Annotated in this window: 15 protein-coding genes; 8 read left to right on the top strand and 7 right to left on the bottom strand. The window is 46.0% G+C overall.

What is annotated here, in order from left to right; translation table 11 throughout:
• The first annotated feature begins 2 nt into the window (after positions 1 to 2).
• The 3 genes from OO016_RS03285 to OO016_RS03275 all read left to right on the top strand — a co-directional run bounded on the left by OO016_RS03285 (position 3) and on the right by OO016_RS03275 (position 3,995).
• The gene (locus OO016_RS03285) at positions 3 to 2,006 is read left to right on the top strand and encodes a fumarate reductase/succinate dehydrogenase flavoprotein subunit (protein ID WP_266010800.1); all 2,004 of its coding nucleotides are present in this window, start codon (positions 3 to 5) and stop codon (positions 2,004 to 2,006) included.
• 6 nt (positions 2,007 to 2,012) lie between these two features.
• Positions 2,013 to 2,759: a succinate dehydrogenase/fumarate reductase iron-sulfur subunit gene (locus OO016_RS03280; RefSeq protein WP_266010798.1), complete on the top strand. Its 747-nt coding sequence runs from the start codon at positions 2,013 to 2,015 to the stop codon at positions 2,757 to 2,759.
• Positions 2,760 to 2,843: 84 nt separating this feature from the next.
• On the top strand, positions 2,844 to 3,995 hold the full coding sequence (locus OO016_RS03275; RefSeq protein WP_266010796.1) for a methionine aminotransferase: 1,152 nt from the start codon (positions 2,844 to 2,846) through the stop codon (positions 3,993 to 3,995).
• Here the strand turns inward: OO016_RS03275 and OO016_RS03270 are convergent.
• The 7 genes from OO016_RS03270 to trhO form a co-directional block, all read right to left on the bottom strand.
• A complete protein-coding gene (locus OO016_RS03270; protein ID WP_266010794.1) occupies positions 3,992 to 5,149 on the bottom strand; it encodes a serine hydrolase domain-containing protein in 1,158 nt (385 codons plus the stop codon). The two genes, OO016_RS03275 and OO016_RS03270, sit on opposite strands and share 4 nt — an antisense overlap.
• Positions 5,150 to 5,567: 418 nt before the next feature.
• On the bottom strand, positions 5,568 to 6,221 hold the full coding sequence (locus OO016_RS03265) for a CoA transferase subunit B (RefSeq protein ID WP_266010792.1): 654 nt from the start codon (positions 6,219 to 6,221) through the stop codon (positions 5,568 to 5,570).
• Between the two features lie 17 nt (positions 6,222 to 6,238).
• The gene (locus tag OO016_RS03260; protein ID WP_266010790.1) at positions 6,239 to 6,943 is read right to left on the bottom strand and encodes a CoA transferase subunit A; all 705 of its coding nucleotides are present in this window, start codon (positions 6,941 to 6,943) and stop codon (positions 6,239 to 6,241) included.
• A 95-nt stretch (positions 6,944 to 7,038) separates the two neighbouring features.
• Positions 7,039 to 9,387: a penicillin-binding protein 1A gene (locus OO016_RS03255; RefSeq protein ID WP_266010788.1), complete on the bottom strand. Its 2,349-nt coding sequence runs from the start codon at positions 9,385 to 9,387 to the stop codon at positions 7,039 to 7,041.
• 3 nt (positions 9,388 to 9,390) lie between these two features.
• The gene (locus OO016_RS03250) at positions 9,391 to 9,873 is read right to left on the bottom strand and encodes a gliding motility lipoprotein GldH (protein WP_266010786.1); all 483 of its coding nucleotides are present in this window, start codon (positions 9,871 to 9,873) and stop codon (positions 9,391 to 9,393) included.
• Complete coding sequence (locus OO016_RS03245) at positions 9,866 to 11,032, bottom strand: PSP1 domain-containing protein (RefSeq protein ID WP_266010784.1); 1,167 nt, start codon at positions 11,030 to 11,032, stop codon at positions 9,866 to 9,868. The genes OO016_RS03250 and OO016_RS03245 overlap by 8 nt, the downstream gene beginning before the upstream one ends.
• Before the next feature lie 110 nt (positions 11,033 to 11,142).
• Complete coding sequence (gene trhO, locus OO016_RS03240) at positions 11,143 to 12,207, bottom strand: oxygen-dependent tRNA uridine(34) hydroxylase TrhO (RefSeq protein ID WP_266010782.1); 1,065 nt, start codon at positions 12,205 to 12,207, stop codon at positions 11,143 to 11,145.
• Positions 12,208 to 12,518: 311 nt separating this feature from the next.
• On the opposite strand from trhO, the gene recA reads away from it, so the two are divergent.
• From recA to OO016_RS03215, 5 genes are all read left to right on the top strand, one after another.
• A complete protein-coding gene (recA, locus tag OO016_RS03235; protein WP_266010780.1) occupies positions 12,519 to 13,526 on the top strand; it encodes a recombinase RecA in 1,008 nt (335 codons plus the stop codon).
• Between the two features lie 85 nt (positions 13,527 to 13,611).
• A complete protein-coding gene (locus OO016_RS03230; RefSeq protein ID WP_266010778.1) occupies positions 13,612 to 14,025 on the top strand; it encodes a hypothetical protein in 414 nt (137 codons plus the stop codon).
• Between the two features lie 35 nt (positions 14,026 to 14,060).
• A complete protein-coding gene (locus OO016_RS03225) occupies positions 14,061 to 14,606 on the top strand; it encodes an RNA polymerase sigma factor (RefSeq protein ID WP_266010776.1) in 546 nt (181 codons plus the stop codon).
• The gene (locus OO016_RS03220; RefSeq protein WP_266010774.1) at positions 14,603 to 16,057 is read left to right on the top strand and encodes an outer membrane beta-barrel protein; all 1,455 of its coding nucleotides are present in this window, start codon (positions 14,603 to 14,605) and stop codon (positions 16,055 to 16,057) included. Before OO016_RS03225 ends, OO016_RS03220 begins: the two co-directional genes overlap by 4 nt.
• A 137-nt stretch (positions 16,058 to 16,194) precedes the next feature.
• A complete protein-coding gene (locus tag OO016_RS03215) occupies positions 16,195 to 16,605 on the top strand; it encodes a hypothetical protein (protein WP_266010773.1) in 411 nt (136 codons plus the stop codon).
• Positions 16,606 to 16,662: the final 57 nt, after the last annotated feature.

Raw genomic sequence — 16,662 nt, 5'->3', positions numbered from 1 at the left:
TCATGGGAAAACTTGATTCTAAAATACCATCAGGTCCGTTAGCCGAAAAGTGGACCAAACACAAAAACGAGATTAATCTGGTAAACCCTGCCAACAAGCGTAATATTGACGTAATTGTAGTAGGTACAGGACTGGCTGGTTCTTCCGCCGCGGCCTCAATGGCTGAGCTCGGGTACAATGTTAAAACCTTTTGCTACCAGGATTCACCGAGAAGAGCGCATTCTATTGCCGCCCAGGGAGGGATAAATGCCTCCAAGAATTATCAGGGAGACGGAGACAGCGATTACCGCCTTTTCTATGATACCATCAAAGGGGGAGACTACCGCTCGCGCGAGGCCAATGTATACCGTTTAGCTGAAGTTTCCAGTAATATTATTGATCAGTGTGTAGCCCAGGGAGTGCCCTTTGCCCGGGAATATGGGGGACTTTTGGATAACCGGTCCTTCGGAGGAGTTCTGGTATCTCGGACCTTCTATGCTAAAGGGCAAACCGGGCAACAACTTCTCCTCGGTGCCTATGGGGCAGTGAATCGCCAAATCAACCGCGGGAAGATCAAATCCCACACCAGGCATGAGATGCTTGACCTGGTCCTGGTGGACGGTAAAGCGCGTGGTATCATTGCGCGCAACCTGGTAACTGGGGAAATAGAAAGGCATTCTGCCCACGCCGTGGTAATTGCCTCCGGTGGTTACGGGAACCTGTTTTTCCTCTCTACCTACTGTATGGGTGCCAATGTAATGGCTGCCTGGAGGACACATAAGAAAGGTGCATATTTTGCCAACCCCTGCTTTACACAAATACATCCCACCTGTATCCCGGTTTCCGGAGATCACCAGTCCAAACTGACCCTGATGTCTGAATCCCTCAGGAATGATGGAAGAATTTGGGTGCCTAAAAAGCTGGAAGATGCAAAAGCTATTCGTGAGGGCCGACTAAAGCCAACAGAATTGGCAGAAGAGGACAGGGATTACTACCTGGAGCGCAGATATCCCGCCTTTGGGAACCTCGTGCCTCGCGATGTAGCATCAAGGGCCGCCAAAGAACGCTGTGATGCGGGTTATGGCGTTAACAAGACAGGAGAGGCAGTATACCTGGATTTTTCAGCAGCTATTGAACGTTATGGAAAAGAAAAGGCGTATACTATGGGTCTGAAAGATGCCGATAAAGATACCATCCGTAAACTTGGGGAGGAGGTTGTGGAAGCCAAATACGGAAATCTCTTCCAGATGTATGAAAAAATCGTAGATGAGAACCCATACAAAACCCCAATGATGATCTATCCGGCTGTGCATTATACAATGGGTGGACTTTGGGTAGACTATAACCTGATGACTACTATCCCAGGTTGCTACTCTGCCGGGGAAGCCAATTTCAGTGATCACGGGGCTAACCGCCTTGGGGCTTCTGCATTGATGCAGGGTCTGGCCGACGGATATTTCGTTCTTCCTTATACCATCGGAGACTATCTTGCCGATGATATCCGCACCGGTCCTATTCCCACAGATTCTCCTGAATTTGACGAGGCTGAAAAGGCTGTTAAGGAAAAACTCAACCGCCTGCTTTCAATCAAAGGTGAAAATAGCGTGGACTACTACCATAAGAAGTTAGGCAAGATCATGTGGAACAAATGTGGTATGTCCCGCAATGAAAAAGGCCTCAAGGAAGCGATTAAGGAAATTGCAGAATTACGCGAGGACTTCTGGAAGAATGTAAGAGTGCCCGGGGAAGCCAATTCTAAAAACCAGGAACTGGAAAAAGCCGGAAGGGTGGCCGACTTCCTCGAGATCGGTGAACTCTTTGCCATGGATGCCCTGAACCGCGAAGAATCCTGTGGTGGACATTTCCGTGAAGAATACCAGACTCCAGAAGGAGAGGCCCTTCGGGATGATAAAAATTTCCGGTATGTATCTGCCTGGGAATACAAGGGGGAACCCAGGGAATCAAAACTTCATAAAGAAGAACTTGTTTTTGAAAACGTTGAACTAAAAACTCGATCTTATAAATAAATTGCTATGAAATTATATTTAAAGATTTGGCGCCAAAAAGATGCGAATTCAAAAGGAAAGATGGTTGACTATACCGTAGAAGGCGTGGAAGGGGATATGTCATTCCTGGAAATGCTGGATGTCCTGAATGAAGACCTCATCAAACAAGGCGATGAACCTATAGAATTTGATCACGATTGCCGGGAAGGTATCTGCGGTACCTGCTCACTTCAGATCAACGGTCGGCCGCATGGGCCTGATACCCGCATTACGGTTTGCCAGCTGCATATGAGAAAATTTAATGATGGGGACACCATTGTTATAGAACCCTTCAGAGCCAAGGCATTTCCTGTAATCAAGGACCTTATCATAGACCGTTCTGCTTTTGAAAGAATACAACAAGCCGGTGGATATGTTTCCGTGAACACATCGGGTAATACCGTTGACGCCAACGCAATCCCTATTGAAAAAGAGATGGCCGATAAGTCCTTCAATGCAGCTACCTGTATAGGATGCGGTGCTTGTGTGGCAGCCTGTAAAAATGCCAGTGCCATGTTGTTTACCTCTGCCAAGGTTTCACAGTTTGCCCTCCTGCCTCAGGGTCGTGTGGAAGCTGCAGATCGTGTACGCAATATGGTAAGGCAAATGGATCTGGAAGGTTTTGGAAACTGCACCAATACCGGTGCCTGTGAAGTAGAGTGTCCTAAGGGAATCTCCCTGGAGAATATCGCAAGGATGAACCGGGAATACCTTACGGCAACAGCCAAAGGGTAATACCTTATTGCCAAATTATGTATAACCCCGGTAGCTTTTCCGGGGTTTTTTATTTCCTATTTTTATAAAAACATCGCATCATACATGAGACAGGTAGCGTTCAAGTCCAAACTTCCGGAACTTCCCACTTCTATCTTCACTACCATGAGCCAGATGGCCAAAACGGAAAAGGCTCTGAACCTTTCCCAGGGCTTTCCGGACTTTCCCCCTGACCCCAAACTCCTGGAATGCGTACATGATGCTATGCGGAAGGATTACCATCAGTACGCCCCTCTGGGTGGTATATTCCCGCTACGTGAACAGATCGCGGAAAAGATCGAACGCTGTTATGGTGCATCCTACCATCCGCAGAAAGAAATAACCGTTACCGTTGGTGCCACCCAAGCCATCTTTACAGCTATCTCCGCGTTTGTTTACCCTGGCGATGAAGTCATTGTGCTAAAACCTGCATACGATTGTTATGAGCCTACCATTATTGCAAATGGGGGCATCCCTGTACTGGTCCAAATGAAGGGAAAGGAACACAAGGTAGACTGGGAAGAAGTAGCCAGTTGTATTACTTCCAAAACCCGAATGATCATAATCAATACACCTCACAATCCCAGCGGCAGGGTTTTCTCAAAAGAAGAAATGCTAAAACTTGAAAATTTGCTGCGGGATACGGATATAATCGTTGTGAGTGATGAAGTTTATGAACATCTCGTTTTTGATGGTCGGCAGCATGAAAGTGCTTCAAAGTTTCCAGATCTGGCCTCCCGCAGCCTGGTTTGTGCTTCCTTTGGAAAGACTTTCCATATCACCGGTTGGAAAATGGGCTATTGCGCCTCCCCGGAATACCTGATGGCCGAGTTTCAAAAAATACATGAGTTTGCTGTGTTTTGCGTAAACCATCCCCTGCAACACGCCCTAACTGCTTATCTTAAAAATCCGGATCACTATCTGGGACTTGGAAAATTCTTTGAGGAAAAACGCAATCTCTTCCTGAAGGGAATTGAGGACTCCCGTTTTGCTTTTGTCCGTACGATGGGTACCTATTTCCAGCTACTGGATTATTCTCAAATATCCATGGAACCGGATATGCAGATGGCAGAACGGCTTACAAAAGAGTTTGGAATTGCCAGTATTCCAATCTCTGTTTTTAACAAAGGTCAGGTAGATAATCGCCAATTGCGGTTTTGCTTTGCCAAAAAGGAGGAAACCCTCAACAGGGCTATTGAAATCCTCCAAAAGATCTAATCCAGCGCACTGAACACCTGGCTCATAAATTCACCTATTCTGCGCGGTTCTAACCAGCGGGTAACCACAACCAGGTCCTGGTCGGGACATACAACAATAAAATTACCTCCAAATCCCGAGGCGTAAAAGATGTTTTCCGGCAAACCTTTCCAGTTGCGATTTCCGGGTTGATTTAACCACCACATATAGCCATAGCTCGGATTTGGTACTGAGGGGGTCAGCGCCTCTTCCATCCATTTCTGACTAATGATCTGCTGATCCTTCCATTTGCCCCGGTTCAGGAACAACAATCCAAAGCGCGCCATATCCTCAGCAGATATGAAGATGCCTCCCCCGGAATGGCCCCCTCCGGTAACCGACTTCATTCTTAAGCCGTCTATTTCCGTCCAGGCATCCTTATATCCGTGCCACCTCCAGGTAGTGGAAGCCCCTATTTTATCCATAAGCTCCTCTTTAAGCACTAGCGGTAATGGCTTACGCCATACGTGGGTCAGCGAATAGGCCAGCACATTTACTCTCACGTCATTGTATTCCATTACGGTACCAGGCTCCCTGAGGTCCCGGAATTTCCAATCATCGATCCCTCCTTCTCTGGGCGGACGATCTGCCCAGTCTTTTATTCCCCAAAGGGAACCGCTCCAATCAGAATTTTGCTGCAGCAGTTGACTCCAGGTGATCTTGCTGCTGTGTTCCCCATCGAAAGTTCCGTCCCAAATATAATCTCCCACCCGATCGGAAGTGCTTGCGATAAGTTGTTGGTCCACTGCCATGCCGGCCACAGTAGACAAGAAACTCTTGGTAACGCTGAAGGTCATGTCTACCCTGCTGATATCACCCCAATGGGCTACCATATAGCCTTTTCGTATGATCATTCCAGCCGGGCCACCCCTTTTCTTGGTTGGCCCCAGGATTTCATGAAAGGGTTCTCTTTCGAATCCTTTTAGAATGGCTATTCTAAGGTCCCTGGATCCAGAATACTCATTATTAAGTGCAAAATCTACAGCCTCCTTCAGTTTTTTTTGGTTAATGGATAAGTCCCCTGGAGATTTCTCTACCCAACTGGCATTTCTGTCCGGGAAATATTGCACCTCCTGTGCCTTCAGAGTAAAACATACAAGCAAACCAGCCACTATGAAGAATGTTTTTTTAATCATTATCATGAGTTTCATATTTCAGGAAAGGTAATCAAATCATACTGCAACAGCCAATCCATTTCCCAATGGTAAAATCTACAATTGAATAGTTTTCCGGGCTTTTTGGAAATAAAAAAAGGAGCAAACAAATTCGTTGCTCCTTTCTTTAAATTTTTGAGGCGGTTTACAGCATAAAAAGCTTTTTTGCCAGCATAACGATTCCACTGAAGAAATCATTTCGGTACACCTGCACCTCTTCTTCAGTAGGATTTTGTGTCATTGGGGCATCCATAGCGATAGAGTTTTAAACATTCATGTTGATTTGAAAAAATCCGATAAAGGGTTCTAATCTAACGATAAAATGCCAGAATTGTTGTTTAGTAATCGTTAATTTTTAGAGTGAAATTCCAGAATTTATGCCCGAATTATATTCGCGCTATTAAAACACCATTTCCGGGACCTCTTCAGGGATAAGCAGCGTGCCTTCTGTGGCTTCCTGAATGGTTTGAACACTTACGCCAGGGGCGCGTTCAAGAAGCTTAAATCCATGGATGGTGACTTCGATTACAGCCAGGTCGGTTACTATCTTTTTAACACATCTTACACCGGTAAGGGGCAAGGTGCATTCTTCCAGCAACTTGGACCTTCCCGCCCGGTTGGTGTGAGTCATAGCCACAATGATATTTTCGGCCGAAGCAACAAGGTCCATTGCTCCTCCCATACCTTTAACCATTTTCCCGGGAATTTTCCAGTTCGCAATATCTCCGTTCTCTGCAACCTGTAATGCTCCCAGAATAGTCAGGTCTACATGTTTCCCCCTGATCATACCAAAGCTCAGGGCGCTGTCAAAGAAAGAGGCCCCGGGCAGGGTAGTGATGGTCTGTTTACCGGCATTGATAATGTCTGCGTCTTCCTCACCTTCGTAGGGGAAAGGGCCCATTCCCAGCACTCCGTTTTCGCTCTGGAATTCAACGCTGATGTCATCGCGTACAAAGTTCGCAACCAGGGTGGGAATACCAATCCCCAGGTTTACGTAATACCCGTCTTTTACTTCTTTTGCGATCCGGCGCGCAATTCCATTCTTGTCCAGCATGTGCTATCAATATAGGTTTATTCTTCCCTGCTTCTTACGGTTCGTTTTTCAATCCTTTTTTCATACCCCTCTCCCTGGAAAATCCTTTGGACAAATATCCCGGGGATATGAATTTCATTCGGATCAAGGGCACCTGCCGGCAGCAATTCCTCTACCTCAGCAACAGTAATTTTAGCGGCGCCACACATGGGCGGATTGAAATTCCTCGCCGTGCCCTTAAAGATCAGATTACCAGCCTCATCACCTTTCCATGCCTTCACAAAGGAGAAATCAGCTTCAAACGCGTATTCCAAAACGTACATCTTTCCATTAAATTCCCGTGCTTCCTTCCCCTCTGCCACTTCGGTTCCGTACCCCGCAGGAGTATAAAAGGCCGGGAACCCCGAACGTGCAGCACGGCATTTTTCTGCAAGAGTCCCCTGGGGGGTTAATTCCACCTCCAGTTCTCCACTGAGCATCTGCCGCTCAAATTCTGCATTTTCCCCTACATAGGAAGCGATCATTTTTTTTATCTGATGGCCTTGCAACAGCAATCCCAGGCCAAAATCATCCACGCCTGCATTATTGCTTATACAGGTAAGGTCACGAACGCCAAGCCTTACTAATTCCCCAATGGCGTTCTCGGGTATACCACAAAGGCCAAAGCCTCCCAACATTAGGGTCATCCCGTCCTTAACCCCCTCCAATGCAGGCCCAACACCCTCTACTGTCTTCTTAATCATGCAAATGTTATTTGTGATCGTGCTTCACCGGACGACCAACCACTAAAATACGCTTTTAAACAAAAAATCCCGCTATAAAGCGGGATCCGTTTTCGTTAAAAGCCAAGGTCATCCAGATCGTCTTCCAGATCATTGACCTGGATAATAGAATCAATTTTTTTAGTGCAGTCCGTATTGATGGTCATTTCTTCTGGCGCAATGAATTCACCGTCAGAAATCCCCAGTTCGGGGTTGGCATAATTCTGTTTCATGTAAAGGGCCCAAATGGGCAGGGCCATGGATGCTCCCTGGCCATATACGATGGTCTTAAAGTGTGTAGAACGGTCTTCACCCCCTACCCATACCCCGGTAACGAGATTCGGGACCATTCCCATAAACCAGCCGTCACTTTGGTTCTGTGTGGTACCGGTTTTACCTGCGATGGGATTTTGAAATTCGTAAGGGTAACCCGTAATAATTTCCTTATATACGGATTCTTCACCCCGTGTATTGTGGCGCAGGCGGGTTCCTGACCCTCCTTCGGTTACGCCCTCCATGAGATTAATCATGGCATAGGCTACCTCTTTACTGAGTACATCCTTGGTTTCCGGTGTGTATTCATACAAAACAGTACCGTTCTTATCCTCAATCCGGGTCACCATAACCGGTTTCACATACACCCCCTGGTTAGCAAAGGTTCCATAAGCCCCAACCATTTCATAAACATTGAAATCCGGTGTACCCAGGGCAATGGAAGGAACCTCCAGGATCTCCCTCGTAAGACCAAGGTTTCTGACAATAGACACTACGGGTTTGGGACCTACCCGGTCTATCAACTGGGCAGTAACCGTGTTAATGGAGTTGGCCAGTGCCCTTTTCAGGGTGTACATCTCCCCGGAATATTTCCCATTGGAGTTCTTGGGGCACCAGGGTTCAGGATTTCCATGCTTATTGGCCTCAATACAATACTGATTATCGGGCAACTGGTCACAAGGTGAATAGCGCAACTGGTCAATAGCGGCTGCGTACACAAAAGGCTTGAAGGTAGAGCCGGCCTGGCGGGCCCCCTGAATCACATTGTCGTATTGAAAGTGTTTGTAATCAATCCCACCTACCCAGGCCTTTACATGTCCGGTTTGCGGTTCCATGGACATCATGGCAGCCCTGAGGAAAGTTTTGTAATAGCGAATAGAATCCAAAGGAGTCATTACCGTATCCTTTTCCTGAGTCTCGCTATTCCAGTCGAACACAGTCATCTCCGTTTTCTTGGTAAATGAGGCCCGGATTTCTTTTTCAGATTTTCCCTCAGCCCGCATTTTCCTCCAGCGTTCGGAATTTTTCATCGCCCTTTCCATAATAAGCCTGATTTCTTCCGACTCCAGATCCTGAAAAGGCGTCGTAGGATTTCGCAGCGATGTATTCTGGTGGAAGAATTCGGCCTGTAAACGCTTCATATGTTCTGCAACCGCCTTCTCGGCGTTTGCCTGCATTCTTGAATCTATGGTAGTGTAAACCTTAAGGCCATCGAGGTAAATATTCCAGGTTTCCCTGCCATCATCACTTACCGGCTTTGGATTTTCCTTCACCCACTGGTTCAGGAATCGCTGTAAGTACATGCGAAAGTAGGTTGCCAATCCTTCCCTGTGGGATTCCGGGTTAAAATTAATGTCCATTTTAAGCGACTGCAGGGAATCTTTCTGTGCATTGGTAAGGTAACCGTATTTGGCCATCTGGCTGAGCACGGTATTACGCCTGTCTTGAACAAGTTCCGGCCTTCTCAGCGGGTTGTACAACGAAGAATTCTTGAGCATGCCTACCAGAACGGCAGATTCTTCTGTTCTCAAATCCTTTGGCTCCTTGCCGAAATAGATCTTGGAAGCAGAGCGGATCCCATCAGCATTGTAGTTGAAATCATAGATGTTCATATACATCGCGATGATCTCCTCTTTTGTATAGTTGCGCTCCAGGCGGGTGGCAATTACCCACTCCTTGATCTTCTGGGTAATGGCCTGGAATTTGTTTTTGGATCGAACACCAACAAAAAGCTGTCGGGCCAATTGCTGGGAAATAGTACTTGCTCCACCTCGCTGCCCAAGAAAAACAAGGGCTCGCAGGGTTCCCCGGGCATCAATCCCTGAGTGCTCGTAATATCTTGCGTCTTCTGTGGCTACCAATGCATCCACAAGGTTTGACGGAAGCTCCTCATAAGCCACAGGTGTTCGGTTATCGTCCAGGTAAAACTTCCCAAGGGTCTCCCCATCTGAGGAAAGTATCTCGGTAGCCAGGTTGGTCTGCGGGTTTTCCAGGCGTTCAAATGTGGGCATTTCCCCAAAAACACCCCAGGCAGCAAACAGGAATAATAAGAAAAATGCCAGGACTCCTGAAAAGAAAAGTCCCCAAAACCATTTGAGGTACCTGCTGAAATTTTGTGATTTCTTCTTCTTTTTTTGTTGCGTTTTCGCCATAGTTTAATCGATCGTCTCAATTTGGAAGCCCACGTCAGTAATACCTTCCAGTTCCGTAACCCCTTCCACGGTTCCGTTTTGCCGCATGGCATGGGCCACCTTTAGGGTATATACGCCCCGGAGGGGAAAAACGATGTTTTCCTTATACCAAAGTTTGTTTTCTTTGAGACTCCCATATCCCTTTCCCAGCCACTTTCCGTCTGGAAGTGCCATTTCATATTCCAGGGTGTCACGAACAACGGTGCCATCGGGAAAATTCAGATCGGTGATCAGAAACAGATTGCTAAAGGGATATTGATTGTCATTCCTGATATTGATAAACAGATTAAATCTGGAAATCGTATCCTCTTCCGTGAAAATAAATTCCTTGACATCTTCCTTTGACCATATGCCTCCGGAATTTGCCTGGTATTCGGAAAAAACCAGATTGCTGTTGCAGGCTGCAAACAATAAAAGAAAGATTAGCAGAACCCGGCTCTTAGGCATTTCTCGCAGTGGTTTTTTTATTTCTGTTTTTGCTTTTTCTCCTCTTTTTTCTCTTATTCCGATTCTTAGGTCGGTCAAAACGGGTAAGGCTGTCCTGCCCTACAGCATTCTCGAAGATCAGTTCTTCATCCCTAGAATTTTCTGCGGCATATTCCTCAAGGCTAGCAATCTTTTTCTTGTCCCGGTTTTTAGCCAGGATTTCCTTCACCTGATCTTTGGTAAGGGCGTGCCAATTGGAAGGATCGTCTTTATAGGAAAACCAGAGGGTTTCCTTGAAAATATCGGTTTTTTGGCAAAATGCCAGGCCTTTCTGAGTTGAAAGCTTGCAGTCCTGTGGCGGAAAATCCTTAAGTGCTTCCAGGTAAACATCGAGCTCATAATTAAGGCAGCACTTCAGTTTGCCACATTGCCCGGCTAGCTTTTGCGGGTTTAGCGATAATTGCTGATAACGGGCCGCAGCCGTGCTGACCGACCTGAAATCTGTGAGCCAGGTAGAACAACATAATTCCCGGCCACAGGAACCAATCCCTCCGAGTCGCTGCGCTTCCTGGCGGTATCCAATTTGTCTCATCTCAATCCGGATGCCAAAAGCCTTGGCCATGTCTTTGATGAGCTGGCGAAAATCCACGCGATCTTCCGCGGTATAATAAAAAGTGGCCTTGGAGCCATCTCCCTGGAACTCTACATCTGAAATTTTCATCTCCAGTTTAAGGAGTATCGCCATTTCCCGGGAACGCTTTTTTATCTCCTCTTCCTGGTTACGGCATTTCTGCCATTTGTCTATGTCTCTCTGGGTAGCTTTTCGATAGATCTTGGGAAGGGTTTCATCTTCGGGATCGATCTTTTTCTTCTTCATTTGCACACGTACCAACTCCCCGGTCAGGGTTACAATGCCAATGTCATGGCCGGATTTTACCTGGGTAGCCACAACATCACCTATACTCAGGCTGAGCTTTTCTGTATTTCTGAAGAATTCCTTTCGGCTATTTTTAAACCGGACTTCCACCCCGTCAAAATGCTGCTGCCCTGCAGGCAATGACATGTTGGAAAGCCAGTCGAACACGGTCAATTTGTTACAGCCATCCGATCCACAGGTTCCATTATTCCTACATCCCCTAGGCTGTCCATCCTTACCGGTTGAACAACTGTTACAACCCATATTTGGTATCTTGATTCAAAAAATCCCAAACGGATTTTTCAAAAAAGGTTCATAATTTTTCGCTGAGGATAAAGATAGTATTTTTTAGCAGATTGCTCTGTCTTCTGTCCTCACTCCTGGGATTGATTTACCGTTGTATTTGACTGTTTCTTGAATTTGAGTACTTCGGAACGCCCTTTTTTAAAGATCTTGTTACTGGCAACTTTGCCCTTGCGAAGCCTTTTTTGCTCTTCCCAGGGCAGTTCATGGATCTCCTTGCAGGCGTCTGAACAGCAATTATTCATTTTGGCGGCACATTCCTCGCACTGTATAAAGAGCAGGTGGCAGGCCTCATTGGCACAATTCACGTGAGTATCGCAGGGCTTTCCGCACTGATGGCATTGGGCGATTACTTCGTCTGAAATGCGCTCAGCGCGCCGGTGGTCGAAGACAAAATTCTTTCCGATAAACTTGTTTTCGAGTTTCTTTTCCCTAACCTGACGGGTGTATTCTATAATACCCCCTTCAAGTTGAAATACCCTTTTGAATCCTTTGTGTTTGTAGTATGCACTGGCCTTTTCACAGCGTATCCCCCCGGTGCAGTACATAACCAGGTTCTTGTCTTCCTTGTGCTCGGATAGTTGCTCTTCAATAATGTCCAGGGAATCGCGGAAGGTATCCACATCCGGGGTAACGGCATTTTTGAAATGACCAATTTCACTTTCATAGTGGTTTCGCATATCGACGAGAACAGTTTCCGGATCTTCAATCAGCTGGTTAAATTGTTCTGCCCCCACGTGCACCCCTTTGTCAGTGACATCAAAGGTGTTGTCATTTAATCCGTCTGCAAGGATCTTATGACGCACTTTAATTTTTAGTTTGAGGAAGGATTTATTGTCCTGTTCAATGGCAATATTGAGTCTTACCCCCTCCAGGAAGGAAATACTGTCCAGATGGGCCTTAAAGGCATTAAAATTAGTAGCCGGAACTGAAAGCTGGGCATTGATGCCCTCATTGGCCACATAAATTCTTCCCAGTACATCCAGATCATTCCAATGGATAAACAAGTGGTTCCTGAAAATCTGAGGGTTTCCGATGTGTGCGTATTTGTAGAAAGAGATGGTGAGCCGATCCAGACCGGCTTGCTCAATGAGGGCTTCTCTCTCCTTCGCACTTAATGTATTGTACAGTTGCATGCTATACTAATGGATTAAGTTGAAAAAGATGATTACTCGGCAAAAATACACATTGTCAGGGGATTACCAAATGCAAAAGAGCCCTGAAAATCAAGGCTCTTTAACGACCATGCCAGTTTTATTTTCTTTTTCATAGAATCCAAACGGGATACATGGCCAACGTTGCCCGGGCTAAAAAGACCCCGGATGTATGATAATTTGAGTAGCTGTTTATAAGGCAGATGTAGAAATGGGAAAAAGGTTGCTTGGGTGATTGTGTTATGCAAAAAGAAATGGTAATTTTAGCCCTTCATTCTCAAACAAGATTACCCATGAGCAGCGAAAAGGACGCCAAGTTAAAAGCACTAAAACTCACCCTTGATAAACTTGACAAAACCTATGGAAAAGGTGCTGTCATGAAAATGGGTGACCATGTTGTTGAAGATGTTGAAGTGATTTCCTCAGGGTCACTGGGCCTGGATATTGCCTTGGGTGTGGGAGGTTATCCCCGCGGCCGTGTAATTGAAATTTACGGGCCGGAATCCTCTGGTAAAACCACACTTACGTTGCATGCCATCGCGGAAGCTCAAAAACAAGGGGGTATTGCTGCTTTTATAGATGCAGAACACGCCTTTGACCGCTTCTATGCCCAGAAACTTGGCGTGGATATTGACAATCTGATCATCTCCCAGCCAGACCATGGAGAACAGGCTCTTGAGATTGCCGATAACCTGATTCGCTCCGGTGCAATTGACATTGTGATCATTGACTCTGTGGCTGCCCTTACCCCTAAAAGCGAAATAGAAGGGGAAATGGGAGACTCCAAAATGGGATTGCACGCCCGATTGATGTCCCAGGCGCTTCGAAAACTTACCAGTTCTATCAGCAAAACCCATTGTACGGTTATTTTCATCAACCAGCTGCGTGAAAAGATCGGTGTGATGTTCGGAAACCCCGAAACCACTACCGGTGGTAATGCCCTGAAGTTTTATGCCTCGGTAAGGTTAGACATCAGGCGTTCTACTCAGATCAAGGATTCTGACGGTACAGTTCAGGGAAACAAAACGCGGGTTAAGGTTGTTAAAAACAAAGTAGCCCCACCCTTCAAAACGGCTGAGTTCGACATTATGTATGGCGAGGGGATTTCCAAAATCGGGGAAATACTCGACCTCGGGGTTGCCTATGAAATTATCAAGAAAAGTGGGTCCTGGTTTAGTTATGGGGACACCAAATTAGGGCAGGGACGCGATGCTGTGAAATCCCTGCTTGCAGATAATCCGGAATTGCTGGAAGAACTGGAAGCTAAGATCAAGGAAGCTATACAGACCCTGAAAAACTAAGGATCCTGGTTCAGGCTATTATTGGCGGGAAATCAAGCAACCTTTCCCCTTTCTATTCATCTTACTATTAAATATAGTGATGATTATGAAACAATTATATGTATGGATAGGATTATTCCTGCTCCTTGGCCTTTCAGCCTGCGACCTTGAAGACGACGGTATTAAGTATCATTTTGTACCCCTGCAGATTACCAGTGTAGACGTGCCGGATAGTTTTACCCTCAATGAAACCTATGAGATTAGCGCAACCTTCATCAGGCCCAGCAATTGTGTATTCTTTGAAGGATTTGATGTCCGCCAGTTGGATACAACAGTGCGCAATGTGGTGGTTATTGGATCGGAAATAGACAACCGGGAATGCACACAGGTAGTAGAAGAAGTTACGGAAACCTTTAACTTTCTGGTAATTTACGATCAAACCTATGTGTTCCGCTTCTGGACAGGGGAAGACGAAAATGGAGAATCACAGTATCTGGAAGTTACCGTTCCCGTCAACTAAGCCCGGAGGGACCATCCACTAATTCTAACCAACAATTGAACCTGGATAAGCTCATAGCATCCTGTAAAAAAGGAGATCGCAAGGCACAGGAATACCTGTACCGCACCTATGCGAGTACTCTTTTCGGACTGTGCCTCAAGTATTCCCGAAATCGGACTGAAGCCGAGGACAATTTGCATGATAGCTTTATGACAATCTACGATAAAATAGGGCAATATAAGTCCAAAGGTTCCTTTGAAGGCTGGATGAAGCGGATTACTATAAACACCGTACTTCAGAAATACAGGAAAGAGGAACCCTTAAGCCTCATATCTGATTACCATAGCCAAACCGAGGATACGGGAGAACCTGTTCAGGAATTGAGTTTACAAACCTTACTTGGATTTATACAGGACCTCCCGAACAAATACAGGCTGACATTTAACCTTTACGTTCTGGATGGATATTCCCACAAGGAGATCAGCAAACTCCTCGGGACTTCCCTGGGAACATCAAAATCTAACCTGGCTCGAGCCCGGATGATTTTAAGAGAAAAGATCAAAAACGAAAATATATCTGTTGCTAAAACCAGCAAAGCATGAAAAAGTTTAACATTGACCAGGCCTATAAAGACCGGCTCAAAGATTACCGGGAAACCCCCGATGAACGGGTGTGGGAATCTATAGCCGCGTCCCTGGACCAAAAGAAGTCCAAAAAACGGGTGATCCCGATTTGGTGGAAACTTGGAGGCATGGCGGCTGCCCTCGCCCTGTTGCTGTACCTGCTCGTTCCAGGAGGAACTGAGGCAATTCCGGAACAGATTACGGATATAGAAGAACAACAAGAGGTAATTGAGGACCCTGCTGCAACCGATAGCAATGAATTAATAAAGACCATTAAGGAGCAGGAGGAACTTGCCGGACCGGATATCAAAGAAGGCCCTGATACGGTTCCCGAAGAAACTATAACCCCAATGGAAAAAGCATCGGAAAACAATTTCCATAAGCGACAAGAAACAGTAATCGCAGCTACCACGAAAAAGAATAACAAAAAACGAGGGGAGCAGGATAATCTTTATCGGGCTGTAATTGATAAGAACCTGACGGCGGAACAGAATAAGGAGCAGGATACTGGTATTGCCGACAATAAATTAACCCCTGATAATACAATTGAGGTAGACGCTGCGGATGCTGACAAAAAAATAGTAACGGAAGTGATAGCGGAGGTTTCTGAAGAGGAGCAGAAACTGCCTGAAGATAATGCAGGAAAGAAGAGCATATTTGAAGCCCTGGAAGATCAGGAGGAGGAAGTTTTAGCAGAAAACAATTCAAACCGCTGGTCTATTGGGCCCATGGTTGCCCCGGTATATTTTAACACCCTGGGTGAAGGTTCACCTATACATTCCAATTTTGTTTCCAACAATAAATCCGGGAATGTGAATATGAGCTATGGTGTTTCTGTATCCTATCAGGTTTCCAAAAAACTGAGCCTTCGTTCCGGAGTGCACAGAGTAGACTATGGGTACGACACGGATGAAGTTCAATTTTCCTCCTCACTTACGGCATCTACCAGTGGCCTTATCGACAATATTGATTACAATACCAACTCCCGAACGCTGGTGGTCGAAAGTCAGACCAGCAGGGCGCTTAGCCAAAATGATGCCGCAGAAGTGAATGCCCAGAACCCGGCCAGGGAAGGTAGAATGGTCCAGGATTTCGGATACCTCGAAGTACCGGTAGAATTGCAATATAACCTGGTAGACAGAAAGCTGGGTGTAAACCTTATCGGAGGGGTTAGTTCCCTTTTCCTGACGGAAAATTCAGTAACCCTCCAATCCAACAACACAAGCACCTCCATGGGGGAAGCCAATAATATCAACCAGGTGAATTTCAGCACCAACTTCGGATTGGGCATGTACTATCGCCTCAGTCCTAAAATGCAACTGAACCTGGAACCCATGTTTAAATATCAGCTGAACACTTTTTCAGATACCGCCGGGAACTTCCAGCCTTTCTCAATTGGAGTATACAGCGGATTGAACTTCAGGTTTTAAAAATGTTGGTTAGGTTAGTAGCCGCAAAGGCGGCAACTCCTATTTACGCCCCGGGGATTCCCGGGGCGTTCTTTTTACTACATTGATTTGTGCTGCAGGCTTCTTTTAAGTCAGGATAACACTATATTTAATCTGCCATGGAAGAACACAACAAACTTTCGGACGAGGAATTTAAACGACAGTTTGCAAATTGTACCCTACCCTCTGAAGTATTTTCCCATGAAGCCCACTTGCGTCTCGCCTGGTTATACTTGTCCGAATATAATGTTGAAAAGACCGAGGTAATAATACAGGATCAACTTAAAAAGTACGTGGCCTGCTTTGGTGCGGAAGACAAATATCACGTTACTCTGACTGTTGCCGCTATCAGGATTGTAAATCATTTTATCTCACGATCAGCCTCTGATAATTTTACGGATTTCATCGTAGAGTTCCCGCAATTGAAAACGGGGTTCAGGGAACTCATTGCATCCCACTACGGGTTTGATATCTACGCATCAGAAAAAGCCAGGCTTAATTATATAGAACCTGATCTATTGCCATTTTAGGGAGGTCAATGCCGGCAGGAATTGGCGTCGTATTCTCCGCAATCCGGCGCACAGTCA

Origin of the sequence: Lentiprolixibacter aurantiacus (assembly GCF_026241225.1) — a bacterium.
Classification (GTDB): Bacteria; Bacteroidota; Bacteroidia; order Flavobacteriales; family Flavobacteriaceae; genus Lentiprolixibacter; species Lentiprolixibacter aurantiacus.
This window is presented reverse-complemented; position numbering and strand designations above follow the sequence as displayed.

Coding starts and splice junctions, on each gene's coding strand:
- OO016_RS03285 (WP_266010800.1), top strand. CDS start 3: ATGGGAAAACTTGATTCTAAAATACCATCAGGTCCGTTAGCCGAAAAG.
- OO016_RS03280 (WP_266010798.1), top strand. CDS start 2,013: ATGAAATTATATTTAAAGATTTGGCGCCAAAAAGATGCGAATTCAAAA.
- OO016_RS03275 (WP_266010796.1), top strand. CDS start 2,844: ATGAGACAGGTAGCGTTCAAGTCCAAACTTCCGGAACTTCCCACTTCT.
- OO016_RS03270 (WP_266010794.1), bottom strand. CDS start 5,149: ATGATTAAAAAAACATTCTTCATAGTGGCTGGTTTGCTTGTATGTTTT.
- OO016_RS03265 (WP_266010792.1), bottom strand. CDS start 6,221: ATGCTGGACAAGAATGGAATTGCGCGCCGGATCGCAAAAGAAGTAAAA.
- OO016_RS03260 (WP_266010790.1), bottom strand. CDS start 6,943: ATGATTAAGAAGACAGTAGAGGGTGTTGGGCCTGCATTGGAGGGGGTT.
- OO016_RS03255 (WP_266010788.1), bottom strand. CDS start 9,387: ATGGCGAAAACGCAACAAAAAAAGAAGAAGAAATCACAAAATTTCAGC.
- OO016_RS03250 (WP_266010786.1), bottom strand. CDS start 9,873: ATGCCTAAGAGCCGGGTTCTGCTAATCTTTCTTTTATTGTTTGCAGCC.
- OO016_RS03245 (WP_266010784.1), bottom strand. CDS start 11,032: ATGGGTTGTAACAGTTGTTCAACCGGTAAGGATGGACAGCCTAGGGGA.
- trhO (WP_266010782.1), bottom strand. CDS start 12,207: ATGCAACTGTACAATACATTAAGTGCGAAGGAGAGAGAAGCCCTCATT.
- recA (WP_266010780.1), top strand. CDS start 12,519: ATGAGCAGCGAAAAGGACGCCAAGTTAAAAGCACTAAAACTCACCCTT.
- OO016_RS03230 (WP_266010778.1), top strand. CDS start 13,612: ATGAAACAATTATATGTATGGATAGGATTATTCCTGCTCCTTGGCCTT.
- OO016_RS03220 (WP_266010774.1), top strand. CDS start 14,603: ATGAAAAAGTTTAACATTGACCAGGCCTATAAAGACCGGCTCAAAGAT.
- OO016_RS03215 (WP_266010773.1), top strand. CDS start 16,195: ATGGAAGAACACAACAAACTTTCGGACGAGGAATTTAAACGACAGTTT.